Raw genomic sequence first — 22,978 nt, forward strand, 5'->3', positions numbered from 1 at the left:
TCTCACACAGAGGGCCCCGCGGCGCGTTACTTCCGGTACGTCGTCTCGTCGAGGCCGCTCATCGTCGGGTCGTAGCCGACGTCGCCCACGTCGTACATGGACGTCATCCAGTGGTAGAAGTTGTCGCCCCGCTCGCGCAGCACCGTGTACAGCCGCCGCATCAGCTGCGACCGTACGCCGGCCTGCTCCGGGTGCTCGTACACGTTGAGCAGCTCGTCCGGGTCGAGCTCCAGGTCGTACAACTCGTTCACCGAGTCCGGATTCACCACGAGCTTGTACCGGTCCGTGCGCAGCATCCGTTGCGGATAGGGGAAGTGGTGCCCGTGGAACTCGCAGACGATGTCGTCGTCCCACTCGGCCGGCTCGCCACCCACCAGCGGCAGCAGGCTCCGCGAGTCGACCGCGTTCTTCGGGTCGGCCCCGGCCAGTTCGAGGATCGTCGCGGTGCAGTCGAGCAGGCTGACGAACTCGTTCCGTACGACGCCCTCCGGCTGCCCGGGCACCCGGAGCAGACCAGGCGTGCGGTAGATGTCCTCGTACATCGCCGGCCCCTTGTCGTGCAGCCGGTGCGAGCCGGTGAACTCCCCGTGGTCGCAGGTGAAGAACACCGACGTGTCGTCGGCGAGCCCGAGCCGTTGCATCGCGTCCAGCACTCGGCCGAGCTCGAAGTCGATCAGCGCGACGTAGCCCTGGTAGATCGCGATCAGCTTGCGCGTGGTCTCGATCGGCATCGTGTCGAACGTCCAGTGCGCGCTGTAGTTCTTCTGCACCATCGGCTTGCCCTGGAACGTCTCCGCCACCGACCGCGGCAGCTCGACGTCCGTGGGGTCGATCAGGTCGAAGTACTCGTCCGGCAGGATGTACGGCAGATGCGGCCCGAAGAGGTGCAGCGCCAGGAAGAACGGCTTCCCGCCCTCCGCGGCGTACCGCTCGAGCATCTCGATCGCCCGGGTCGCCAGGTAGTGCTCGAAGGTCGCCTCGACCGGCTGGTGCAGGCGGGCGGCGAGCAGGTTGCCGGGCCCGCCGTTCGGCAGCGTGCCGCGGATCCGGTCCGAGATCTCGTACGGCGGGAGGTCCCGCTCCGCCAGGTACGCCAGGTAGTCGGGGTGATCGACCGGGTTGTGCCAGCCCGGCAGGTCGGGCCCGTCGAAGCCGAAGTCGCCGGCGGACTTGTCGGTGCCGACGTGCCACTTGCCGATCAGCCCGCAGTTGTACCCGCGGTCGCGCAACGCCTGGGAGAACGTGAAGGTGCCCTCGCCCAGGTCTTCGAGGTAGCCGACGTTCCGCTCGTAGTTCGCCAGCAGCTTGTGCCGAAACGGCGCCTGCCCGGTGAGCAGGCTGGCCCGGGCCGGCGTACAGATCGCCGTCGGCGTGTACCACCGGTCGAAGCGGGTCCCGGTCCGGGCCAGCTCGTCCAGATTCGGGGTGGTCCCCAACTGGTTGCCGTAGGCACCGAGCGTGTCCGCCCGGTGCTGGTCGGTCATCAGGAAGAGGATGTTCTGCGGCTCGGTCACTTCGCCACCGAGCCGGAACGTGCCGCGGTGAACAGGTCGCCGGTGTAGTACGTCTTCGGGTCGGTCTTGGACTTCAGCTTGCCGGCCTGGACGAAGTAGTCGGCCATCCCGTTCAGCCACTTGTCGATCGTGCCGTCCTTGGTCTTGGCGTCCAGCTCGTCGACCGACAGCACCTTGACGTTGCCCGCGTCGGCCTTGACCTGGTCGACCGGCACGTTGAGCATCTTCGCGGTCAGCTCGATCGACTTGTCCGGATTGGCAGAGCGGTAGGCCATCGCGTCGCGCAGGACGGCGATCGTCTTCTCGGTCTTGTCCTTCTGGCCGGACACGACGTCGTTACCGGCCACGAACGCGGTCGGGAACGAGACCTGCGCCTCGAAGTCGGAGTTCTTGGCGAGCTCGGTCAGGTCCGGGACCTGCTTCTTGATCGTCCCGATCGCGGGATACCAGAAGCCGGCCGCGTCGATCTTCTTCGACGCGAACGCCGACACGATCGTCGAGGCGTCCATGTTCACGACCTTGACGTCGCTCTTCGTCATCCCGGCCTTCTGCAGCGCCAGCGTCAGGATCATGTCACCCGACGTGCCTTCCGGTACGCCGACGGTCTTGCCGCGCAGCTGGTCGATCGACGTGGTCCCGGAGCGGGCGATCACCCGGTCGGCGTTGCCGAGCGTGTTGATCGCGATCACCTTCGCCTGCCCGGAGGCCGGCAGCCAGAACGCGCCCGGGCCGATGTAGCCGAAGTCGAGGTCGCCGGTGCCGAGCGCCTGGATCTGCAGCGGGCCGTTCGTGAACACCTTGGAGCTCGCCTTCAGACCGTGCTGCTGCCAGAGCTTCTGGTCGTTCGCGATCGCCAGCAGGCTGGTGCCGTTGTAGTCGGCGATGTAGCCGAAGTTCACCTCCTGCAGCGGGCCGCCGTCGGCCGCCTTGTCGTCCGACCCGCCGCAGCCGGCGAGCGCGAGCGTGAGAGCAACGGCCCCGGCGGCGAGGGCCGAGAGCTTGCGTGAGACAGACATGAGGTTCCTTAGGATCGAACGGTGACGGTGGATTCGGCGGCCGTGCGGCCGTCCTGGTGGTAGACGGAGTGCCAGACGCGGTTGCGCAGGTCGGCGAACTCGGCGCTGAGCCGGAACTCCTCCGACCGCGGGTAGGGCAGGTCGACGTCGATCACGTCGTAGATGCGCCCGGGCCGCGCAGCCATCACGATGACGCGGTTCGCCAGGAAGACCGCCTCGTCGACGTCGTGGGTGATGAACAGCACCGTGCGCTGCTCCTGGCTCCACGTGTCGAGCAGTTGCTCCTGCAGCTTCACCCGGGTGAGTGCGTCCAGGGCGCCGAACGGCTCGTCCATCAACAGGATCGACGGGTTCACGGCGTACGCGCGGGCGATCGCGCAGCGCTGCCGCATCCCGCCGGACAGCATCTTGGGCAGCGCGTCGGCGAAGTCGCCGAGCCCCACCACGTCGATGAAGTGCTGCGCCCGTTCGCGGCGCTCGGCCTTCCCGACACCCGCGGTCTTGAGGCCGAACTCGACGTTCTTGCGCACGGTCAGCCAAGGGAAGAGCGCGTACTGCTGGAAGATGACGCCGCGCTCCGGCCCAGGCCCCTCGACCGGTACGCCGTCGACCAGCGCGCGCCCCGAGGTCGGTTCCTCCAGGCCGGCCAGGATGTTCATCAGCGTGCTCTTGCCGCACCCCGACGGGCCCACCACGGTGATGAACTCGTTGGCGGCGATGTCCAGCGACACCTGGTCGAGCGCCGTGAACGTGTCCTTGCCCAAGGCAAAGGTCTTGGTGACGGACTGGACGGAGATCTTCATCGGCGCTCCTGCCATCCGGTGAGTTTGCGTTCGGCGGTCAGCAGGATCCGGTCCATCAGCAGTCCGAGGATGCCGATCGAGATCAGGCCGACGAAGATCGTCGGCAGGTCGTAGTAGAGCTGCGCGTTCTGCATCCGGAAACCGAGGCCCTGCTGGGCGGCGATCAGCTCGGCGGCCACCAGAGTCGCCCAGGCCGATCCGAGGCCGACCCGCATGCCGACCAGGATGAACGGCGTCGAGGCCGGCACCACGACGCGGGCGAAGATGCCGGCGTCCTTGGCGCCCAGCACCCGGGCCGCGTTGATCAGTGTGCGGTCGACGTTGACCACACCCTGGAACGTCGAGATCACGCAGGCCAGGAACGCGGCCAGGAAGATCACGAAGATCTTCGGCGCCTCGCCGATCCCCATCAGGACGATGGCCAGCGGGATGATCGCCAGCGGCGGGACGGTGCGGAAGAACTGGATCCACGGTTCGACCAATCCGCGCACCACGGCGTACCAGCCCATCAGGAAGCCGACCGGGATCGCCGCGGCGGTGCCGAGCGCGAAGCCGATCACCACCCGCGTCAGGCTGGCCAGGACGTCCTTGCCCAGCGTCCCGTTGCCGATCAGGGTGATCGCCTGCGCGACGACCTCGGGCGGCGTCGGCAGCTTCAGCCCGGCGAGCGCCAGCGCCCACCACACCGCGATGCCGAGCCCGACCGACACCGCGTTCAGCAGTAGGGGAAGACCACCGGCCCGGGTGCGCGTTCGCCCTCCCGCGCGGTCGCGCGGCTTGGCGCCGCGGGCGGTCTGGTCACTGATCACGGCCATCGGCCACTCCTCGGGTCTGCCGCGGGCGGATCGCCGCCCGCGAACCGGCACCGGCGGGCGCCGGCGTCTCTGGGTAGCCCGCCAGCAGCGGCGAGCTGTGGAACACCGCGGCGAGGGCGCCGAGCGCGCCGTCGTCGTCGGCGAGGTGCGCCGCGCGGACGCCGGGGGAGGCGGCGCCCGGGAAGAGCTCGTACGCGACGGTGGCGGCGGCCTGCTCGACGATCACCGGCGCGATCCGGGTGATCTCGCCGCCGATCACGATCTCGGCGGGGTTGAGCGCCATCGCGACGGCGGCGAGGACGCGGCCGACCGCGGCGGCGGCATCCCGCAGTACGCGGTCGGCCAGCGGATGCGAACGGGCGACCGCGGCCGCGAGGTCGTCGAGGCTCTCGACCGGCAGCCCGGCGGCACGGCAGGCGGCCAGGATCGCGGGGACCGAGGCGATCGTCTCGAGACAGCCGTTCTTGCCGCAGCGGCAGGAGTCGCCGTCGGCGCGGACGGTGACGTGGCCGAGTTCGCCCGCCAGACCGGCCGATCCGGAGACCAGGCGGCCGCCGACGACGAGGCCGCCGCCGACGCCGTCGGACAGGCGGACGTACAGGAGGTTCTCGATCGCCTTCGCGCCGAAGATCGCCTCGGCCAGGGCGGCCAGCCGGGTGTTGTTGTCGACGATCACCGGCGCGCCGAACCGCTCGCAGAAGGCTTCGTCGACCGAGGCCTCGTGGAAGCCGTCGGCCGCGGCCCGGTGCGACGGATAGTCGCGGACACCCGGTTTGCCCGAGTACGGGCCCGGGATCCCGATGCCCACGCCCTGCAGGGCGCCGTAGTGGATGCCGTACTCGTCGCTCAGCCGCTCCACCAGGCCGAACGCGACGTCGAGCCGGGTCGGCCAGTCCACGCGGTCGTCGTACCGGTCGGAGCCCGACGCCACGATCTCGTGCGAGGCGTCCGCGACCGTGACGTGCACCCGGCGATGACCGAAGTCGACGCCCATGAACTGGCCGGAGGCCGGATCCAGCGCCAGCCGCTCGGCGGGACGCCCGCTGCCCTCGCGGTGCGCCGCGTCGGTGTCGGTCACCACGATGGCGCCGCGCTGCAGCAGGCTCCCGGTGATCTCCGACAGCGTCGTGCGGGACAGTCCGACCGCGCGGGCGATCTGGTTCCGGCTGAGCGCCCCCTGCTCACGCAGCACCTGGAGGACCCGCTCCTCGTGGGTCCTCCGTACCAGCGCCTGCACTCCTGGAATCGTGGTGAACGTCTGCACGCTGGCGACGGTAGGAACCGGGAATTATTCCGTCAACACTCCGACAAAATTCACCTCGCTTTTCGACGGTGACCTGACGCTCACGCTCCGTGCCGGGCTTGGCGTCGTCAGGGCTGCAGCAGCGCCTTGATCGCCTGGCGCTGGTCCATGGCCTCGTAGGCCTTGGCGGCGTCGGCCAGGGGGAGGGTGAGGTCGAAGACCTTGCCGGGGTCGATCACCCGGCGGGAGATCAGGTCGATCAGCGTCGGCAGGTACTGGCGGACCGGCGCGGGACCGCCGTGCAGGTGGACGCCGGAGAAGAACAGCTCGTCGCCCGGCAGCGCCACTTCGTGGGCCACGCCAACGTAACCGACGTGGCCGCCGGGCCGGGTCGCGCGGATGGCCTGCATCATCGCCTCCTGGGTGCCGACGGCCTCGATGACGCTGTGCGCGCCGTACCCGTTGGTGAGTTCCTTGATCCGCGCGACGCCCGCGTCGCCGCGCTCGGTGACGATGTCGGTCGCGCCGTACTCCAGGGCCAGCTGCTGCCGGGGTTCGTGGCGGCTCATCGCGATGATGCGCTCGGCGCCGAGCTGCTTCGCGGCGAGTACGCCCAGGAGCCCGACCGCGCCGTCGCCGACAACGGCCACCGTCTTGCCCGGGCCGGCTGCTGCCGCCACAGCGGCGAACCAGCCGGTGCCGAGAACGTCGGACGCCGCCAGGAAGGACGGGATCAGATCGGCCTCGGGCATCCCGCCGGTGGCGACCAGCGTGCCGTCCGCGAGCGGAACCCGGGCCAGCTCCGATTGGGTGCCGATGGCACCCATCAGCTCGGCGTGGACGCACCGCGACTGGTAGCCGGCCTGGCAGATCTCGCACGTGTTGTCGGAGGCGAAGAACGAGCCGATCACGAAGTCGCCGGGCTTGACCGTGCGGACCTCGGAACCGATCTCCTCGACGACACCGACGTACTCGTGGCCCATCGGCGCCGGGCCGTCGAGCTGGTCGTGGCCGCGGTACGGCCACAGGTCGGAACCGCAGACGCAGGTGGCGCTCAGCCGGATGATCGCGTCGGTCGGCTGCTCGATCGCCGGGTCGGGCCGGTGCTCGACGCGAACGTCGCCGGGACCGTACATCATGACTCCACGCATGGGTGGGAACCTCTCTGGTTGGTGATCAGTGCGAACAGGGAAAGGGCGGTGAGGGCGAGCACGATGGCCGCCATGGGTACGGCGCTCCGCTCGCCGCCGAGGCCCGCGAGCGGAGCGACGACGCCGGCCATGCACCACTGCAGGAAGCCCAGCAACGCCGAGCCCGTGCCGGGATGGTCCGGCACTTGAGCGGATGCGAGCGCGCCGGCGTTCGGGCCGACCAGTCCTTGAGCGGTCATCAGGACGAAGAAGCCGATCAACGCCACGGGCAGTGGCATGCCCGCGAGAGCGCCTCCGAGCAACGTCACGCCGGCGGCACCGGTCGCCGCCAGCCCGATCAGGACGACCTGTCGCGTCGGGACGCGATCGGCCAGCCGGGCGGAGATCAGGGTGGCGACGGTCAGCCCGACGGCGTTGACGGCGAAGTCCACCGAGTACGCGACGGGGGAGAGGCCGTTCATCGACTGCAGGACGAAGGCCGACGTCGCGACGTACGCGAAGATCGTGCCCATCGAGAAGGCGAAGACCACCAGGTAGCCGGCGAACCCGCGGTTCCGCAGTACCGCGCTCGTGAACGGCTCGCCGCGCTGCCGGAGGGTTTCCGGTACGCCGACCGCGACTGTCACCACCATCAACGCGGCCAGTCCCGCGACGACCCAGAACGACACCTGCCAGTGTGAGAAGCGCAGGACGGCCGCGCCGAGCAGCGGCCCGACGATCGGCGCGATCCCTGCGACACCGGCGACCACGTTCATCGCCCGGACCAGCCGAGCTCCCGACGTCAGGTCCACGACGATCGAGCGGGCGATGACCATCGCCCAGCCGCCGCTGAACCCCTGCACCAGCCGGGCGACCATGAGTACGCCGATCGTCGGGCTGAAGGCGCACAGGACGGAGGCCGCTGTCAGTACGACGAGCGAGATCAGCATCGGGCGACGCCGGCCGATCCGGTCCGAGAGGGGACCGCCGAGCAGTTGGCCCGCCGCCATACCGACGAAGAACGTGGTCAGGGTCAGCTGTACTTCGGTCGCGCCGGTGCCGAGCTCGCGGGCCACCAACGGGAACGCCGGCACGTACATGTCGGTGGCCAGCGGCGCGATCGCGGTGATCAGCACGACCGAGGCGAGCACCGTCGCGGTCAAGGCCGTGTCACGGTCGGTCGGCCGCGTGGCGGTGAGGGGCATGACTCCATGCAAGCGCCGGGGAACGGGCCGGAGAAGTCACGCTCGAGAGGTGTACCGGCAGTACATCCCTCGGACGGTTCCGCGCCGGTACTGTCGAGGTCATGGACAACAAGGCCGAGGTCCGTGAGTTCCTGACCTCACGACGGGCGAAGCTGACCCCGTCGGACGTCGGCCTTCCCGCGGTCGGGCAGCGCCGGGTGGCCGGTCTGCGCCGCAGCGAGGTGGCCACGCTCGCGGGCGTGAGCGTCGAGTACTACGCGAAGCTCGAACGCGGGACGATCGCCGGAGCCTCCGCGTCGGTGCTCGAGGCGATCTCGCAGGCGCTCCGGCTGGACGAGACCGAACGCGCGCACCTCCTCGATCTGGCGCGCGCGGCCGACGGTATTCCGGCCTCGGGGCGCCGTCGCCGCCGAGCCTCCGCGCAGTCGGCCGCCCGGCCGAGCCTGCAGTGGGCGCTGGAGGCGATCACCGACGGGGTCGCGTTCGTCCGCAACCCGGCGCAGGACCTGCTGGCGACGAACGCTCTCGGCCGGGTCTTCTACTCGCCGGTGATCGGCTCGGGCGGCCGGACGCCGAACCTGGCCCGTTTCCAGTTCCTCGATCCGGCCTCGCGCGACTTCTACCCGGACTGGGACCTGTTCGCGCGCATGTGCGTCGGCATCATGCGCGCCGAGGCCGGCCGCGACCCCCACGACCGTGCCCTGCAGGACCTCGTCGGCGAACTCTCCACCCAGAGCGAGACTTTCCGGCGGCTGTGGGGCGCGCACGACGTCCGCACCCACGGCAGCGGCACCAAGCGCTTCCACCACCCCGCCGTCGGCGACCTCACCTTCGTCTACGAGGAGCTCGCGATCACGGCCGAACCGGGCCTCGTCCTCCTCGTCTACACCGCCGAACCGGGGTCCCCGTCCGCGGAGAAACTCCGTCTCCTCGCCTCCCTCGCCGCCGACCAGATGGACGACGGTGTGCAGCTCGACAGGTAGTGCACCGGTGAGACGCTGTACGTGCAGACGGATCCACGCTCAGGTGCACTAGGTGCTGCCCGAGACGTCCTGTCCAAAATGCACGTCAGGCGCGGGTGAGGGTGATGTTGCCGCCGTGGGTGCGGGCGCGGACGGGGACGGTGCGGGTCGTGGCTTCGGCGGTGTCCAGGTGGTTGAAGACCCGGCCGACCGAGGTGTGCGCGTCCAGGGCGGCCGCGGTGCCGGCGGGGACGCCGATCGCGACCTCGCCGGTGGCGGTGTAGAGGTCGGCGGAGCCGGTGCCGAGGGCGCCGACGCGGATGTCGCCGCTCGCGGTCCGGGCGTTCACCTCGGCGCCGGCCGCGTCGACGCTGATGTGGCCGGTGGCCGACTTGGCGCGCAGGGTGCCGGTCACCGTGCCGACCCGGATGTCGCCGTTGGCGGTCTTCAGCTCGCACGAGCCGATCTCGCCCTCGACGACGTACTCGCCCTTGGCGGTGTAGCCGTGCAGCTGCGAGCCGGTCGGCAGTTCGATCAGGACCTCGATCGCGCCGTACCGCTTGCTGAAGATCGACCGCAGCTTCGGGTGCTTGACCTGTAGCTTGCCGTCGGTGAACTCGACGACCACCTGCTCGGCGGCCTTGACGTCCAGGTCCCAGGCGGGGTCCGTCGGCCGGATCTCGACGACTGTGTCGGTGCGGTCGCTCGCCTTGACGGTGATGTTGCCGAAGATGATGTCGACGGTGGCGGAGATCGGCGCGGGGGTGGTGAAGGTGGACATCTGAGCTCCTTGGGGTGTCGGTTGCCGACAACTCTCGCCGCGCGCACTGACAGGGCCCTGCGACGACCGCGGACACGCGACTGACACCGTGTAGGCGGCGTGTCAGGTGCGTGTCAGGGCGCCCGCCGAAGGTGTTCCCATGACAACTTCGGCGATCGCGGTCACAGGACTGCGCAAGGCATTCGGCGACAAGACCGTGCTCGACGGGATCGACCTCGACGTCCCCGCGGGTACCGTCTTCTCCCTGCTCGGCCCGAACGGGGCCGGCAAGACGACGACGGTGAACGTGCTGACCACGTTGACCAAGGCCGACAGCGGTACGGTCCGGGTGGCCGGGCACGACGTCGCGACCGACGCCAAGGCGGTCCGGTCCGCGATCGGCGTCACCGGCCAGTTCGCGGCCGTGGACGAGCTGCTGACCGGCCGCGAGAACCTCCAGCTGATGGTCGACCTGACGGCCGGCGCGGCCGAGGGCACAGTCACCGAGCTCCTGGAGCGCTTCGACCTGACCGAGGCCGCGGACAAGTCCGCGGCGACGTACTCCGGAGGTATGCGCCGCAAGCTCGACCTGGCCATGACGCTGGTCGGCAACCCGCGGATCATCTTCCTGGACGAGCCGACGACGGGCCTCGACCCGCGCAGCCGGCGCACCATGTGGACGATCATCCGCGAGCTGCTGGCCGACGGCGTGACCATCTTCCTGACCACGCAGTACCTGGACGAGGCCGACCAGCTGGCCGACAAGATCGCGGTGCTCGACAAGGGCCGATTGGTTGCCCAGGGCACCCCGGAGGAGCTGAAGCGGCAGATCCCCGGCACCCACGTCCGGTTCCGGTTCGGCTCGGTCGAGGACCTCGACAAGGCCGCGGCGGTCATGCCCGGCTCGACCCGCGACGACGACGCGCTGACCCTGCGCGTCCCCAGCGACGGCGGCACCCAGTCCGTCCGCGCACTGCTCGACCGGCTCGACGAGTACTCGCTCGCCGCCGACGAGTTCTCCGTCAACACCCCTGACCTCGATGACGTTTTCCTCGCCCTGACCGGGCACGACACCGCGGAGGTAGTCGCGAAATGAAGAACCCCTCGATCGTGATGCTGCGCCGCAACCTCAAGCACATCGCGCGGAACCCGACCTCGGTGTTCAACGCCGTCCTGATGCCGGTCGTCGTGATGCTGATGTTCGTCTACATGCTCGGCGACGCGTTCAGCGTCGGCGTCCCGTACGTCGACTACGCGACGCCCGGCATGCTCCTGCTGGCGGTCTGCTACGGACTCGGCGCCGTGGCGACCGCGGTGAACTCCGATATGACCAGGGGCATCATCAACCGGTTCAAGGTGATGGACGTGCCGCGCGGTGCGGTGCTGACCGGACACGTGATCGCCAGCGTGCTGACCAACCTGATCGCGATCGCCGCGATCATCGGCGTCGCGTTCGCGCTCGGCTTCGACCCGTCGGCGAGCTTCGCGCAGTGGCTCGGCGTGATCGGTCTCGTCGTCCTGCTCGGACTGGCGACCGGCTGGCTGACCGTTGCCCTCGGCCTGTTCGCGAAATCGCCGGAGACCGCGGGCCTGGCCTCGGTGCCGCTGGTGATGCTGCCGTTCTTCAGCAGCGCGATCGTGCCGGCCGACAAGATGGGTCCCGGCGTGAAGCAGTTCGCGCAGTACCAGCCGTTCACGCCGATCATCGAGAGCCTGCGCGGTCTGCTGAACGGCGCGCCGCACACCGGTGACATGATCGCCGCGTTCGCGTGGTGCCTCGGGATCGCCGTGGTCGGCTACGTCTGGGCGACCTCGACGTTCAAGAAGCGAGCGTGACCTCGACGAGCTCTCGCCAGCTCGCCTGCCGGCCCTCTTCCGTCGCCTCGGTGAACCTCGCGTCACCGAGGCGGCGGCGCGTCTCCCGCTCCAGCGCGGCCACATCCGGGTTCGAGCGATCCGGCAGACCGCGGACGACGGCACTCGCCGCGAGCAGCCGCGCGGCCTGCTCGTCCTGGTCGGTACGCAGCGCCAGATCCGCGATACCGACGAGCATCTGGGCGATCCCGGGGACGTGTCCGCCCTCGGCCGCCGCCTGGAACGCCGCGCTGCGGTGCTGCCAGGCCTCGTCGAGATCCGTGGCCAGATACCCCAGCACGTCCTGGATCGTCGCGCGCAGGGTTGCCTGCTCGGCCTCGCGGCCCAGCATCGCCGTCGCCTGGTCGAGCCGGCGGCGCGCCTCCTCGGCGTCACCGCGCCAGCGTGCGAGCTCCGCCTTGCACAACACCAGCTCGACGAGTGCCTCCGGCCACGCGACCCGCTCGGCCAGCCGCTGGGCGTCCGCCATCGCGGCCGAGCTCGCGTCCTGGTCGTCGGCCAGCCAGTACAGCTGTGCCTGCCGCGACCGCATCCGGACGACGTCCTCGATCGCGCCGACCTCGGTGGCGACCGCGATCGCCTGCTCGTAGTACGCGCACGCGTCGGCGAACTCGCCGCGGACCGCGAGCCGGTCGGCCAGCTCGGTGAGCGCGAACGACATGCCCCAGCGTTCGCCGATCGCGCGGAACTCGGACAGCGCGGTCGCCAGCGCCAGGTCGGCGTCCCGGTCGCCGTCGCCGAGCATGATCCGCATCTTGCCGGTCTGCAGCCGCGCCAGCGCCCGTACCCAGGGATCCTTGTCGGTGAGCAGCGGCTCGAACGTGGACACGAACGAGCCGGCCCCTCGCAGCAGGCCTTCCAGCGCGGTCGACAAGGTCACCGCCGGGTGCGGGCTCTCGACCCGCCGGCTGAGCTCCGCGGTCTTGCGGATCCAGTCCTCGGCGTCGAACTGGTCGCGGCCGCGCCCCGACGTCATGAAGTTGGCCACGAACGCGTACACCACGGCGCGGCTCTCGTCGGACGCCTCGCCCGGCACCTCCGGGGCCGCCATCAGGAACTCGCTGCCCTCGACCTTGTGCCCGGCGAACCACCAGTACCACCCGGCGGCCGCGGCGAGCCGCATCGAGCCCTCCGCGTCGCCCGCCGCCAGCGCCCCGCGCATCGCGCCGGCGATGTTGTCGTGCTCGGCCTCGACGATGGCCAGCCACTCGAGCTGCTCGGTGCGTCGCAGGTGCGGGTCGGCGGCCTCGGCCAGCTCGGTGAAGAACGCGAGGTGGGTACGACGGGCCGAGTCGGTCTCACCCGCCTCCTCGAGACGTTGCTGTGCGTACTCCTTGATCGTGCCGAGCAGCCGGTACCGCGGCGCGCCCTCGTCCTTGGTCACCACCAGCGACTTCTCGGTCAGCGCGGTCAGCAGGTCGAGCACCTCCCACGACTCGACCTCGCCCCCCGCACAGACCTGCTCGGCCGCCTCCAGGCCGGCGCCGCCCGAGAACACCGCGAGCCTGCGCAGCACCGACCGCTCGGCGTCGGTCAGCAGCTCCCAGCTCCAGTCGACCACCGCGCGCAGCGTGCGGTGGCGGGGGAGCGCCGTACGGCTGCCGCCCGTCAGCAGCCGGAAACGGTCGTCGAGTCGGGTGGCGAGCTGCTCCAGCGACATGGTGCGCAGCCGGGCCGCGGCCAGCTCGATCGCCAGCGGCATCCCGTCGAGCGCACGGCAGATCCGGGCCATCGTCTCCGGGTCGAGCGCGAGGTCCGCGCGCACGGTCCGGGCGCGGTCCTGCAGCAGCCGGACGGCCGGCGACGCGTCGATGTCGCTGCCGTCCACGGGTACGGCGAGCGGCGCGACCGGCCACAGCGCCTCGCCGGTGATTCCGAGCGGTTCCCGGCTCGTCGCGAGGATCCGCAGCCGCGGGCACTCGCCGAGCACCCGGTGCGCGAACGTCGCGGCGGACTCGATCACGTGCTCGCAGTTGTCCAGGATCAGCAGCATCGCGCGCTCGCGGACCGCGGCGACCACCCGGTCGGTCGGGTCGGTGTCCGGTACGTCGCCGAGCAACGCGTCCCGCAGCGCGAGCGCCCCGAGCGTCGCCTGGGCCACGTCCCCGCCGGCGCCGATCGCCGCGAGCTCGACCATCCAGACGCCGTCCGGCAGATCGCCGAGCACGGTCCGGGCGGTTTCCGACGCGAGCCGGGTCTTGCCCGATCCGCCCGGCCCGATCAGCGTCGTCAGGCGGTGCCCGGCGATCAGGTCACGGACCGCGGCGACGTCGGTCTCCTTGCCGACGTACGTCGTCAGCTCCTCGCGGAGATTCGTGTTCCGCTTCTCGTCGCGCCGGACCAGTTCGCCGCGGAGCAGCGCGACGTGCAGCGCGGACAGCTCCGGCGACGGGTCGACGCCCAGCTCGTCGGCGAGGATCTCGCGGGTGCGCTCGTACGTGCGCAGCGCCTCGGTGTCGCGGCCGGAGGCGACCAGCGCGCGCATCAGGGCGGCGACGAGACGTTCGCGGACCGGGTGCGCGGCGACCAGGTCGGTCAGCTCGGTGACGAGTTCCGCGCCGTGGCCGAGCGTGATCTCGGCGTCGTACCGGTCCTCGGTCGCGGTCAGGCGGAGCCCGTCCAGCCGGGTCACGGCCGCGTCGAACGCGCCGCTCTCGGTCAGGCCGACGTCCTGCATCGCGGGCCCGCGCCACAACGCGAGCGCCTCCCGCAGCAGGCGGATGCCCTGCGGGTCCTGATCGGTGCGGGCGCGGGTGACGAGCCGCTCGAACCGCACGGCGTCGACGGCGTCCGGGTCGAGTTGCAGCCGGTAACCGTCCGTGTGCCCCTCGACCGGCAGCAGTTTGCGGAGGCGGGAGACCAGGCGCTGCAGGGCGTTCGCCGCGTCCGCCGGGGGCTGTTCGCCCCAGATCCAGTCGACGAGCGTTGCCTTCGGCACCACGCGTCCCGCGTCGAGCGCCAGGGCGACCAACAGCCCGCGCAACCGCGCACCAGGCACGTCGACGACGCTCCCGTCGTCGGCCCGCACCTCGAACGGCCCCAGCATCCCGATCTGCACCCGCCAGATTTTGCCACGCAGGCAGTGCCGGACCGGCCGCCCGGGTCCGGCCGGCGGTCTAGCCGGCGGCCTTCTTGACCAGGGCGACGATCTTCTTCTCGACGGCCGGGGTGAGTTCGAGCAGGGCGTACGAGGTCGGCCAGAAGTCGCCGTCGTCGAGGGCGGCCGGCGGGTTGAACCCGAAGGTGGCGTACCGGGCCTTGAACTTCGCGGCGTCCTGGAAGAAGCAGACGATCTTGCCGTCCTTGGCCCAGCCCGGCATGCCGTACCAGAGCTTCGGGGTGAGGTCCGGCGCGATCTGCGGGATCAGTTCGTTGAGCCGCTCGGCCATCACCCGGTCGGCGTCGGCCATCCCCGCGATCTTCGCCGCCTGCGCCTCGGCCGGATCCTGCTTGCTCTTCAGCTCCTTCGCGTGCTCCTTCATCGCGGCCTGCTCTTCCGCGGTGAACCCGTCGTACGACTTCTTCTTCGTGGCAGCCATCGTCTTGCCTCTCTGTCGGGTTGGTAGTTCAACCCTAGGAGCCGCCGGGCGGCGCCTGCTTCTCGAAAACTGATCGATCGCGAAGTGACCACGGTCACAGCTCGCGTCGTCACGAATCGGGGCGGCCGCCCGGTCAGGTGGGCATGAACGCAGACCAGACCGCAGTCCTGACCCGTGGCGCCGGTGCCGAGCGGCTCGGTGCGGCGCCGAACCAGACCTGGCTGATCGCCGACGCCGACCAGACCGGCGGGATCATGAACGTCGTCCGGACCACGCTCGGCCCGGGCGTCGACGGCCCGCCGCCGCACTTCCACCAGGAGTCGCCGGAGATGTTCTATCTGCTCGACGGCGCGCTCCGGATCCTCGCCGGCGACCAGGTCCTGACCGTCCGCAAGGGCGACTACCTGCTGGTGCCGCCGCTGATGCACCACGCCTGGGGTACGCCGATGGACACCGGCGCCGACGTACTGATCGTGAAGGCCCCGGGCAACAACCGGTTCGAGTACTTCCGGCTCGGCGATCGCATCCGGCGGGGTGCGGCGTCGCCGGCCGAGGTGCTCGCGACCGCTGAGCGCTTCGACAACCACTTCGTCGACAACCCCGTCTGGCGGCAGGAACTCGCCGTACGGCAAGGGGACCGGGAGCAGCTCGTCCCGTTCGCGGAGCGTCCGTGACAATTGGCGTCGTGGACGAGGTCGCCGAGTTCGAGCAGCAGCGGCCGCGCCTGTTCGGGATCGCGTACCGGATGCTCGGCGAGGCGAGCGAGGCGGAGGACGTCGTGCAGGACGCGTACCTGCGCTGGCGATCGGGGCACGGACCGGTGCAGACGCCGGCCGCCTGGCTGACCACCGTCGTCACGAACCTGTGCATCAACCGGCTGACGTCGGCACGCGCCCGGCGGGAGCGGTACGTCGGCCCGTGGCTGCCCGAGCCGATTGCTACGGGCAACGACCCGCAGGAGCTCGTCGAGCGGCGGGACACGGTGTCGCTCGGCTTCCTGGTGCTGCTGGAGAAGCTGACCCCGCCGGAGCGGGCGGTCTTCGTGCTGCGGGAGGCGTTCGGCTACACGCACCGGGACAGCGCCGAGGTGCTCGGGGTCGACGAAGGGCACGCGCGGCAGCTGTACCACCGCGCGCTCGCCCGCCTCGGCGACGAGCGGCGACGCTTCGAGGCGCGACCCGCGGACGCGACGGCCCTGGTCGACCGCTTCATCGCGGCCACCGTCGACGGCGACGTCACGGGCCTGGAGGCGATCCTGACCGAGGACGCGGCAATCTGGGCCGACGGCGGCGGCAAGGCGATCGCGGCCCGCGAACCGATCTTCGGCCGCTCCAACGCCGCCCACTACCTGGCCGGCCTGGCCGCCGGTCCCCGGGCTCTGACGGCCCGGCTGTCCGTCATCGAGGTCAACGCCGCGCCCGCGATCCTGGTCCACGAGTCCGGCAACCTCACCGGCGTACTCGTCCCCGAGATCCGCGACGGCGCCATCGCCAGGATCCGCGCCGTCCTCAACCCCGACAAACTCACCTACCTCCGCACCCAACTGGATCAGACGTAGAAACGCTGGGCGTACGACACTGGACCGGTGAACCGACAAGACGATCTTGCTGCCGAGGGTGAGCCGGAGCGGGAGTTCAACCCCGGGATCGCGGCGCGGATGCCGCGGAAGACCGCCGCCGGGGGTGCGCTGATCCGGGACCGGGACGGGCGGATCCTGTTCCTCGAGCCGACGTACAAGCCGACTCTGGACATCCCGGGCGGCATCGTCGAGTCGAACGAGTCGCCGTACGAGGCGTGCTGTCGGGAAGTGCGGGAGGAGATCGGGCTCGTGCTGGACATCGGCCGCCTGCTGGTCGTCGACTGGGTCCCCGCGCACGGCCCGTGGGCCGATTCGCTGGCGTTCGTCTTCGACGGTGGTGTCCTGGACGGCGACACCCTCACCCTCGACCCGACCGAGGCCTGCGCCCACTATTTTCTCCCGCTGGACGAAGCAGCTCCTCGCCTCCGGCCCTCGATGACCCGCCGCCTCGCCCTGGCCCAGGAATCCCTCACCACCGGCATCCCCGTCTACGCCGACTTCGGACGGCGGTGAGGTGCCTGGCTACGGGAACTTCAGGCGGACGATCACGTTGTCGATCGTCGACGGTGTGCCGCCGTTCTTGTCGTTGTTGGTGGAGGTCAGCCAGAGCGCGCCGTCCGGAGTCCAGGGCACGCTGCGAAGCCGGCCCCAGCGGCCGGAGAACAAGGCCTGTGGAGTGCCGACGCCCGTGCCGGCGGAGTTGATCTTCGTGACCCACAACTGCTCACCGGTGACGCCGGCGATGTAGATCCAGTCGTTGACGATCTCGACGCCGCTCGGACCGGCCTGCGCCGTCGACCAGGTGCGCTTCGGCGCGATGTACCCGCCGCAATCGCCGATCGTTCCCTCGCACGCCGGCCAGCCGTAGTTTCCGCCCTTCTGGATCAGGTTGAGCTCGTCCTGGCTGTTCTCACCGAACTCGGCCGCCCACAGCTGACCGCGTGAGTCCCACGCCAGGCCCTGCGGGTTCCGGTGTCCCCAGCTCCACACGTACCGCGCGTTGCCGCCGCTGCTGTAGAACGGGTTGTCGCTGGGCGCCGACCCGTCGGGGTTGAGACGCAGGATCTTCCCGTTCAGCGAGTTCTTGTTCTGCGCGTTGCCGGAATTCTTGGCGTCACCAACGGTCGCGTACAGCTTCCCGTCCGGCCCGAACGCGATCCGCCCGCCGTTGTGGTACCGATTCTTCGCGAGTCCCGTGAGCACCGGCGACGACGTCGAGCCCAGCTGCCCGTTCTCGTACTTCATCCGCACGATCCGGTTGTCGCCGGACGCCGTGTGGTAGAAGTACACCCAGTGGTCGCTCGCGAAATTGGGCGAGAGCGCGAGGCCGAGCAGGCCGCCTTCGCCGGTCGTCGTGACCACTCCCGGCACCTTCCCGAGCGTCGTCTTCTGCCCGCTCGCCGTCACCCGCAGGACCTCGAACCGGTCCCGCTCGGTCACCAGCGCGGAGCCGTCCGGCAGGAACGCCACGCTCCACCCGAGATCGACCTTCGCGATGTCCTTGTCGTACGCCGGAATGCCGCCCGCGCCGGTGGTTGCGGTCCGCACCGTGACCGCGTTGCTCGCAGCGGACGCGTTGCCGTCGGGGTCGCGGGCCTTCACCGTGAACGTGTACTCCGTGTTCGCCGCCAGGCCGGTGATCGTCGCGGTCAGCGAACCGGTCGACGCCACCTTCGCCGTGCCCTGGTACACCTCGTACCCGGCGATGCTCCCGCTGTTGTCGGTGGACGCGTCCCAGGCCAGCGACACGCTGCTCGCGGTGACGCCGGTCGAGCGCAGGTTGCCGGGCGCGGTCGGCGGCTGCGTGTCGCCGCTGCCGGGGGTGGTGAACGTGACCACGTTGCTCTGCTGCGAAGCGTTGCCCGCGGCATCGAACGCGCCGACCGAGATGTCGTACGCCGTGTTCGCCGTCAGCGTGTCCACGGTCGCGCTCAGGGTGTTGCCATCGACAACCTTCAGGACGTTGCCGCCGCGGTTGATCTCGTACCGGACCACGCCGACGGTGTCGGTCGCGGCGGTCCAGTGGAACGTCGCGGCGTTCGACTTGATGTCGCTCACCGTCAGATTGTCCGGGGCCGACGGCGGAGTGGTGTCGTCGGTGGTGGGAGTGACGGTCAGTTTGTCGGCGTTCGGCCCGCCGTCGGCGGTGGTCGCGCGGGCGCGGATCGTGTTCGTGCCCGCGGCGAGTTGCAGGCGGACGGTCTTGGTCTGCCAGGTGGTCCACGCACCCGTCCCCGGGAACGTGATCCCGACCGCGCCGGGTTGCCCGTTGACGGTGAAGTCCAGCGGCCGCGCGGCCGTCGTACCGTTCGCGTACCGCAGAGTCACGTCGGCCGGGCCGGCCGGGGCCGTCACGGTCCACTCGACGTAGCTGCCGACGACGTTGTCGTAGTTGACGAACCCGGTGCCGGTGTAGCCGCTGTGGTTGGACTCGACCACGCCTTGCGAGATGGTCGCGTCCTCGGCCTGGTAGTCGGTGGCCGCGGCGGTCGCGGACGGGGGAGAGCTGAGTCCGAGCGTGGCGACCGCCAGCGCGGTCACGGCCCAGAGCGAGCGGGGTGTCATGAGGTCTCCTGGTGTTCCGGGGCGGAGGAGCTGCAGGGGACGAACTATTAGGAAAGCTTCCTAACTATCGGGGTCCGTGTCAACAGCACGAAAGCCCCCGCGGGCGGTCCGCGGGGGCTTTCGGCCTCGGCTGCTAGGCGGTGGCGAGCACCGTCGGGCGGTACAGCGTCAGGCCGGTCGTCTCCTCGACGACGGCGACCCGGATCGACTCCGGGGCGGAGTCGTTGTGCGGTACGGCGAAGACGGCGGTCGCGCGGCGGCCGTCGTACCTGGCGGCGTAGCTCACGAACCGCCAGTCCTCGTCGTCCCAGTAGTCGTGGATGTCGGAGCTCAGCATCCCGTCGACCGCGCGGTACGCCGGGCTGAGGATCACGCGCCGCTGGGTCGCGACGAGTGGTGTGGTGCTGGAGGCCGTACCGGCGTACGGGTGGCTGAGCCGGATCCGGAAGCGCCGCAACGGCAGCAGCCAGTACCGGTCGAGCTCGGCGGACAGCATCGCGAACGCCGCTGCCTCGACGACGAGCACCAGCAATCCCGCACCGGCCGACCACCAGCCGGCGGCTGCCGTGGTCGCGAGGCCAGCGGTTGCCAGGAGCAACAACGCGCGGGCGATCGCCCGGTAGCCGACCGGCTTCGCGGAGGCCTTCATGCACCCGCAGGAGGCCTCGGGGACGACGACCTTCGAGTAGATCAGGAATCCGGTGAAGCCGACGGACAGTGCGACAGCGGCGAACGCCTCGACCGCCCAGGAAGGCGGCAGGAGAAGCGCCAGTGCCAGCAGGGCCTCCACGGTGGCGACGGTCCGGTAGACGGGTTTGGCTCGGGACTCGCCGACCAGCGTCGGCAGGGCGGTGCGGGCGGCCTGGTCGGGGGCCTTGAACTTGCCGTAGGCCGACCAGAGCAAGAGCAGTCCGATCAAGAGCGGCTGCGCAGCCGCTACGGCGCCCATCTCAGTTCGACGTGTAGATGGTGGCGATGTCGATCTCGTTGGTCCCCGGCCGCCAGGCGCCGATCACCTGGGCGTGCCGGCCGACCTTGAGCATCGACAGGTCCGACACCGCCGGCGTGCCGTTGTACACGGCCGCGGTGGTCCCGGCTTGGACGTGCCCGACGACCTTCTGCCCGTGGTGGTCGAGCTGGACGCCGTTGCGCCCGATCGAGGTGATCGCGACGGTCAGGTTGACGATGTTCACCCAGACCGCCTCGGCGGCCAGGATCCCGTCGGGCAGCAGCACACCGCGCGCGTACAGCCCGTCGCCGATCTTGGCCTGGTCGATCGTGGTCGGCCGGAGCTTCCAGACACTCGTCACACCGGTCAGCTGGATCCGGTGCAGCCGGCCGTCGGATCCCTGCACCTGCAGAAGATCCTGGTTCCGGCCGATGATCAGGCCTTCGGCGAAGTTCGGGTCCGGCTGCCCGGCGTCGGGGAACTGCGCACCGGCCGCGAACGCGGTCTCCGGAGCCAGCGATCCCATCGCGGTGGCGGCGACCAGGCCGGTCGCGCCGAGCGCGGCGCGGGTGAGCAGCGCGCGGCGATCCATCGTTGCAGTCATCTCAGCTCACTCCTCAGCCGACGTCGATGTTCGCGGGGATCAGACCGGCGCTCAGGCTGGCGATCGCGGAGAACGCGGCCGGCGTGAGGTCGAGCAGGCGGTTCGCGGCGCACGTGCCGCCGCAGCAGGCGCGTTCACCGCAGAACAGGTCGGTCTGCGGACCGCAGTCCGCGATCGAGGTGACGACCCGTTTTCCGTTGCACAGGTTGGTGGTGGCGTGCCGGAAACCGCAGGTACGCCGGGTCATCCCGGTGAACCCGCAGCGATCCGGACGGGTGATCGACAGGCACGCGTCCGAGGTGTTCGGCCACGCGTGCTGGAAGCTCCCGGAATTGCACGTGCCGCAGGCACCGTGACCGGTGCTCGCACAGGGTCCCCATGCGTTTCCGCAACAGAACCAGGATGCTTCGCCGTTGAATCCGGCCATGACAGTTCCTCCTAGGCCTAGGGGCGGACAGACCTACAGAACTTCTTTTGTACTCCGATCCGGCGAAATCTCCCAGGGCTCAGCGAAGAAACGGAAACTTTTTGCCTAGCGTTCGGTGCCGAGTCGCTGGCCGCGGAGCAGGAACCACGCCGCGACCGCGGTGGCCAGCAGGACGACGGCACCCACGCCGGCCGCGATCGAAACGCCGTGCGCGAAGGACTCCCGAGCAGCGTCGAGAAGGGCGGCGGCGGTCTGCGGCGGAAGCTGCGCGGCGGCCTCGACCGCACCGCCCAACGACTCATGAGCCGCCTCGGGCGTGCCCGGGGGGCCGGTGAAGTTGCGGTACACCCCGGTCACGATCGAGCCGAGCAGGGCGATACCGAGCGCCGCGCCGAGCTCGTACGCCGTCTCCGACACGGCACTCGCCGCGCCTGCCTCCTCCTTCGGTACGGCGGCCAGGATCACGTCGGCCGTCACGGTGAAGGAGAACCCGGCGCCCGCCCCGACGGCGAGCAGCGCCGTGCCGAGCAGCGGATAGCCCGTGTCCGCGCTGATCGTGGTGAGAGCCGCCAGCGCCAGGCCGATCGCCGCGAGCCCGCCGGCCACGACGGCGCGCACCGAGAACCGCCGCGCCACCTGTCCCGCGAGCAGACCGGCGACGATCGACCCGATCGCAGCCGGCAACTCCGCGAGCCCAGCTTCGATCGGCCGCAACCCCTGCACCAGTTGCAGGTACTGCGACAGGAAGAAGATCAGCCCCGACAACCCGAGGATCGTGAGCAGGTCGGCGAGGACGGCGCTGCTGAATCCACGGCTCCGGAACAGGCGCAGGTCCAGCAACGGGATCGGGAGCCGGCGCTGCCGCCGGACGAATCCGTGGAGCGCGATCGCGCCGGCCACGGCCGCGGCGACCGGGAGCCAGTCGAATCCGTGTGCCGCGAACTCCTTGATCGCGTAGACGATCCCGACCATCCCGATCATCGACAGCACGACGCTGACCAGGTCCCACGGACCCGGCTCCGGGTTCCGGGACTCGGGCAGCAGGCGAGCGCCGACGACGACCAGCACCGCCATCACCGGCAGGTTGATCAGGAACACCGAACCCCACCAGAAGTTCTCCAGCAGGACGCCGCCGACGATCGGGCCGATCGCCATCCCGGCCGACGCCGCGGCGCCCCAGATGCCGATCGCGAGACTGCGCTCGCGCGGATCGTGGAACAGGTTGCGGATCAGCGCCAGCGTGGCCGGCATCAGCGTCGCGCCCGCGACCCCGAGCAGTGCGCGCGCCAGGATCATCACCTCGGCCGAGCTCGCGTACGCGTTGAGCACCGAGATCGCGCCGAACGCCGTCGCGCCGATCAGCAGGATGCGCTTGCGGCCGATCCGGTCGCCCAGGCTGCCCATCGAGACGAGCAGTCCGGCCAGGACGAACGAGTACGCGTCGCCGATCCACAGCAGCTGGTTGCCCGACGGCTGCAGGTCCTCGGACAGGAACGGGGTCGCGAGACCGAGCACGGTCGCGTCGACCGCGACGAGCAGAACGGCGAGCACCAGGACCGCGAGCGCGAGCCAGCGCCCGGGCCGCGTCACTTGCTGCTTCATGCCTGTCTCCGTGTCGCGCCATCGAGCAGCAGCTCGGTGATGTTCGTCGTGAAGTCGTTGGGGGCCACGCGTCCTTCGCTGATCGCCCAGGCCGCCGAGACGAGCAGCCCGTAGAGCGCCTCGGTCAGCCAGACCGGGCTCAGGTCGATCCGGAACTCGCCGGCCTCCTGGCCGCGCCGGAAGAGGCCGACCATGCGGGCGTCGAGCCGCGCCCAACCCTCGTTCTGCTCGTCGCCCTCGAACAGCTGGTTCTCGGAGTACAGGAACGCGAGCAGCCCGGCGGCGGGCTCCAGCTCGCGGACCAAGCGCCGTACGGCGTCCGGGGCCGGGCCGTCGTCGACGGCGGCGTCCGGTGGGCGCTCTACGTCTTCGGCCTGGTCGCGTTGCAGT

General features: G+C 70.4%; 22 protein-coding genes. 6 read left to right on the plus strand and 16 right to left on the minus strand.

Going from position 1 to position 22,978, the window contains the following annotated elements; translation table 11 throughout:
* Positions 1 to 26: 26 nt before the first annotated feature.
* The 7 genes from ACWEOO_RS38540 to ACWEOO_RS38570 all read right to left on the minus strand — a co-directional run bounded on the left by ACWEOO_RS38540 (position 27) and on the right by ACWEOO_RS38570 (position 7,726).
* Positions 27 to 1,514: a sulfatase-like hydrolase/transferase gene (locus tag ACWEOO_RS38540; protein WP_452147255.1), complete on the minus strand. Its 1,488-nt coding sequence runs from the start codon at positions 1,512 to 1,514 to the stop codon at positions 27 to 29.
* Complete coding sequence (locus ACWEOO_RS38545; protein WP_452147256.1) at positions 1,511 to 2,530, minus strand: aliphatic sulfonate ABC transporter substrate-binding protein; 1,020 nt, start codon at positions 2,528 to 2,530, stop codon at positions 1,511 to 1,513. Before ACWEOO_RS38545 ends, ACWEOO_RS38540 begins: the two co-directional genes overlap by 4 nt.
* Positions 2,531 to 2,538: 8 nt before the next feature.
* Complete coding sequence (locus ACWEOO_RS38550; protein WP_359937630.1) at positions 2,539 to 3,333, minus strand: ABC transporter ATP-binding protein; 795 nt, start codon at positions 3,331 to 3,333, stop codon at positions 2,539 to 2,541.
* A complete protein-coding gene (locus ACWEOO_RS38555) occupies positions 3,330 to 4,148 on the minus strand; it encodes an ABC transporter permease (RefSeq protein ID WP_452147257.1) in 819 nt (272 codons plus the stop codon). Before ACWEOO_RS38555 ends, ACWEOO_RS38550 begins: the two co-directional genes overlap by 4 nt.
* Positions 4,132 to 5,412 (minus strand): ROK family transcriptional regulator, encoded by a 1,281-nt coding sequence (locus tag ACWEOO_RS38560; protein WP_452147258.1) that lies wholly within the window; start codon positions 5,410 to 5,412, stop codon positions 4,132 to 4,134. Before ACWEOO_RS38560 ends, ACWEOO_RS38555 begins: the two co-directional genes overlap by 17 nt.
* A gap of 107 nt (positions 5,413 to 5,519) precedes the next feature.
* Positions 5,520 to 6,542 carry a zinc-dependent alcohol dehydrogenase family protein gene (locus ACWEOO_RS38565; RefSeq protein WP_452147259.1) on the minus strand — a complete coding sequence of 341 codons (1,023 nt, stop codon included), beginning with the start codon at positions 6,540 to 6,542 and terminating at the stop codon, positions 5,520 to 5,522.
* Entirely contained in the window at positions 6,527 to 7,726 is a 1,200-nt protein-coding gene (locus ACWEOO_RS38570) for a multidrug effflux MFS transporter (RefSeq protein WP_452147260.1), read from the minus strand. Before ACWEOO_RS38570 ends, ACWEOO_RS38565 begins: the two co-directional genes overlap by 16 nt.
* Before the next feature lie 101 nt (positions 7,727 to 7,827).
* Here ACWEOO_RS38570 and ACWEOO_RS38575 point away from each other — a divergent pair, with 101 nt between their 5' ends.
* Positions 7,828 to 8,709: a helix-turn-helix transcriptional regulator gene (locus ACWEOO_RS38575; protein ID WP_452147261.1), complete on the plus strand. Its 882-nt coding sequence runs from the start codon at positions 7,828 to 7,830 to the stop codon at positions 8,707 to 8,709.
* An 85-nt stretch (positions 8,710 to 8,794) separates the two neighbouring features.
* Here ACWEOO_RS38575 and ACWEOO_RS38580 read toward each other — a convergent pair whose 3' ends face one another.
* On the minus strand, positions 8,795 to 9,469 hold the full coding sequence (locus ACWEOO_RS38580) for a DUF4097 family beta strand repeat-containing protein (RefSeq protein ID WP_452147262.1): 675 nt from the start codon (positions 9,467 to 9,469) through the stop codon (positions 8,795 to 8,797).
* Between the two features lie 139 nt (positions 9,470 to 9,608).
* Between ACWEOO_RS38580 and ACWEOO_RS38585 the strand changes: the two genes are divergently transcribed.
* Together ACWEOO_RS38585 and ACWEOO_RS38590 are read left to right on the plus strand one after the other, a co-directional pair.
* Complete coding sequence (locus tag ACWEOO_RS38585; protein ID WP_452147263.1) at positions 9,609 to 10,544, plus strand: ATP-binding cassette domain-containing protein; 936 nt, start codon at positions 9,609 to 9,611, stop codon at positions 10,542 to 10,544.
* Positions 10,541 to 11,284, plus strand: a complete 744-nt coding sequence (locus ACWEOO_RS38590; protein ID WP_452147264.1) for an ABC transporter permease — start codon at positions 10,541 to 10,543, stop codon at positions 11,282 to 11,284. Before ACWEOO_RS38585 ends, ACWEOO_RS38590 begins: the two co-directional genes overlap by 4 nt.
* Here ACWEOO_RS38590 and ACWEOO_RS38595 read toward each other — a convergent pair.
* Both ACWEOO_RS38595 and ACWEOO_RS38600 read right to left on the minus strand, forming a co-directional pair.
* Positions 11,268 to 14,381: a BTAD domain-containing putative transcriptional regulator gene (locus tag ACWEOO_RS38595; protein ID WP_452147265.1), complete on the minus strand. Its 3,114-nt coding sequence runs from the start codon at positions 14,379 to 14,381 to the stop codon at positions 11,268 to 11,270. The two genes, ACWEOO_RS38590 and ACWEOO_RS38595, sit on opposite strands and share 17 nt — an antisense overlap.
* A 58-nt stretch (positions 14,382 to 14,439) precedes the next feature.
* The gene (locus ACWEOO_RS38600; protein WP_452147266.1) at positions 14,440 to 14,862 is read right to left on the minus strand and encodes an iron chaperone; all 423 of its coding nucleotides are present in this window, start codon (positions 14,860 to 14,862) and stop codon (positions 14,440 to 14,442) included.
* A 143-nt stretch (positions 14,863 to 15,005) separates the two neighbouring features.
* Between ACWEOO_RS38600 and ACWEOO_RS38605 the strand changes: the two genes are divergently transcribed.
* From ACWEOO_RS38605 to ACWEOO_RS38615, 3 genes are read left to right on the plus strand one after another with little or no spacing between them, the layout of a single operon-like run.
* Positions 15,006 to 15,536 (plus strand): cupin domain-containing protein, encoded by a 531-nt coding sequence (locus tag ACWEOO_RS38605; RefSeq protein WP_359938167.1) that lies wholly within the window; start codon positions 15,006 to 15,008, stop codon positions 15,534 to 15,536.
* Positions 15,533 to 16,420, plus strand: a complete 888-nt coding sequence (gene sigJ, locus ACWEOO_RS38610; protein ID WP_452147267.1) for an RNA polymerase sigma factor SigJ — start codon at positions 15,533 to 15,535, stop codon at positions 16,418 to 16,420. The genes ACWEOO_RS38605 and sigJ overlap by 4 nt, the downstream gene beginning before the upstream one ends.
* A 27-nt stretch (positions 16,421 to 16,447) precedes the next feature.
* Entirely contained in the window at positions 16,448 to 16,954 is a 507-nt protein-coding gene (locus ACWEOO_RS38615) for an NUDIX domain-containing protein (protein WP_452147268.1), read from the plus strand.
* 9 nt (positions 16,955 to 16,963) lie between these two features.
* Here ACWEOO_RS38615 and ACWEOO_RS38620 read toward each other — a convergent pair whose 3' ends face one another.
* The 6 genes from ACWEOO_RS38620 to ACWEOO_RS38645 form a co-directional block, all read right to left on the minus strand.
* Entirely contained in the window at positions 16,964 to 19,006 is a 2,043-nt protein-coding gene (locus tag ACWEOO_RS38620) for a PQQ-dependent sugar dehydrogenase (protein ID WP_452147269.1), read from the minus strand.
* 133 nt (positions 19,007 to 19,139) lie between these two features.
* Positions 19,140 to 19,955, minus strand: coding sequence for a MauE/DoxX family redox-associated membrane protein (locus ACWEOO_RS38625; RefSeq protein ID WP_452147270.1), 816 nt, complete (start codon positions 19,953 to 19,955; stop codon positions 19,140 to 19,142).
* A 1-nt stretch (position 19,956) separates the two neighbouring features.
* Positions 19,957 to 20,559 (minus strand): cell wall protein, encoded by a 603-nt coding sequence (locus ACWEOO_RS38630; protein WP_359937585.1) that lies wholly within the window; start codon positions 20,557 to 20,559, stop codon positions 19,957 to 19,959.
* A 13-nt stretch (positions 20,560 to 20,572) separates the two neighbouring features.
* The gene (locus ACWEOO_RS38635) at positions 20,573 to 20,806 is read right to left on the minus strand and encodes a septal ring lytic transglycosylase RlpA family protein (RefSeq protein WP_241997717.1); all 234 of its coding nucleotides are present in this window, start codon (positions 20,804 to 20,806) and stop codon (positions 20,573 to 20,575) included.
* Positions 20,807 to 21,091: 285 nt separating this feature from the next.
* Positions 21,092 to 22,588, minus strand: coding sequence for an MFS transporter (locus tag ACWEOO_RS38640; protein WP_452147271.1), 1,497 nt, complete (start codon positions 22,586 to 22,588; stop codon positions 21,092 to 21,094).
* Positions 22,585 to 22,978: hypothetical protein (locus tag ACWEOO_RS38645; protein ID WP_452147272.1), on the minus strand; the 394-nt coding region annotated here is incomplete at its 5' end. The genes ACWEOO_RS38645 and ACWEOO_RS38640, both read right to left, overlap by 4 nt.

The organism is Kribbella sp. NPDC004138, from assembly GCF_053603655.1.

Excerpts from the sequence above, each read along its gene's own strand:
- ACWEOO_RS38635 (WP_241997717.1), bottom strand. The coding sequence starts at position 20,806 with ATGACCCGGCGTACCTGCGGTTTCCGGCACGCCACCACCAACCTGTGC.
- ACWEOO_RS38630 (WP_359937585.1), bottom strand. The coding sequence starts at position 20,559 with ATGACTGCAACGATGGATCGCCGCGCGCTGCTCACCCGCGCCGCGCTC.
- ACWEOO_RS38590 (WP_452147264.1), top strand. The coding sequence starts at position 10,541 with ATGAAGAACCCCTCGATCGTGATGCTGCGCCGCAACCTCAAGCACATC.
- ACWEOO_RS38575 (WP_452147261.1), top strand. The coding sequence starts at position 7,828 with ATGGACAACAAGGCCGAGGTCCGTGAGTTCCTGACCTCACGACGGGCG.
- ACWEOO_RS38585 (WP_452147263.1), top strand. The coding sequence starts at position 9,609 with ATGACAACTTCGGCGATCGCGGTCACAGGACTGCGCAAGGCATTCGGC.
- ACWEOO_RS38605 (WP_359938167.1), top strand. The coding sequence starts at position 15,006 with ATGAACGCAGACCAGACCGCAGTCCTGACCCGTGGCGCCGGTGCCGAG.
- ACWEOO_RS38640 (WP_452147271.1), bottom strand. The coding sequence starts at position 22,588 with ATGAAGCAGCAAGTGACGCGGCCCGGGCGCTGGCTCGCGCTCGCGGTC.
- ACWEOO_RS38545 (WP_452147256.1), bottom strand. The coding sequence starts at position 2,530 with ATGTCTGTCTCACGCAAGCTCTCGGCCCTCGCCGCCGGGGCCGTTGCT.
- ACWEOO_RS38555 (WP_452147257.1), bottom strand. The coding sequence starts at position 4,148 with ATGGCCGTGATCAGTGACCAGACCGCCCGCGGCGCCAAGCCGCGCGAC.
- ACWEOO_RS38580 (WP_452147262.1), bottom strand. The coding sequence starts at position 9,469 with ATGTCCACCTTCACCACCCCCGCGCCGATCTCCGCCACCGTCGACATC.
- ACWEOO_RS38565 (WP_452147259.1), bottom strand. The coding sequence starts at position 6,542 with ATGCGTGGAGTCATGATGTACGGTCCCGGCGACGTTCGCGTCGAGCAC.
- ACWEOO_RS38625 (WP_452147270.1), bottom strand. The coding sequence starts at position 19,955 with ATGGGCGCCGTAGCGGCTGCGCAGCCGCTCTTGATCGGACTGCTCTTG.
- ACWEOO_RS38550 (WP_359937630.1), bottom strand. The coding sequence starts at position 3,333 with ATGAAGATCTCCGTCCAGTCCGTCACCAAGACCTTTGCCTTGGGCAAG.
- ACWEOO_RS38600 (WP_452147266.1), bottom strand. The coding sequence starts at position 14,862 with ATGGCTGCCACGAAGAAGAAGTCGTACGACGGGTTCACCGCGGAAGAG.
- ACWEOO_RS38620 (WP_452147269.1), bottom strand. The coding sequence starts at position 19,006 with ATGACACCCCGCTCGCTCTGGGCCGTGACCGCGCTGGCGGTCGCCACG.
- ACWEOO_RS38570 (WP_452147260.1), bottom strand. The coding sequence starts at position 7,726 with ATGCCCCTCACCGCCACGCGGCCGACCGACCGTGACACGGCCTTGACC.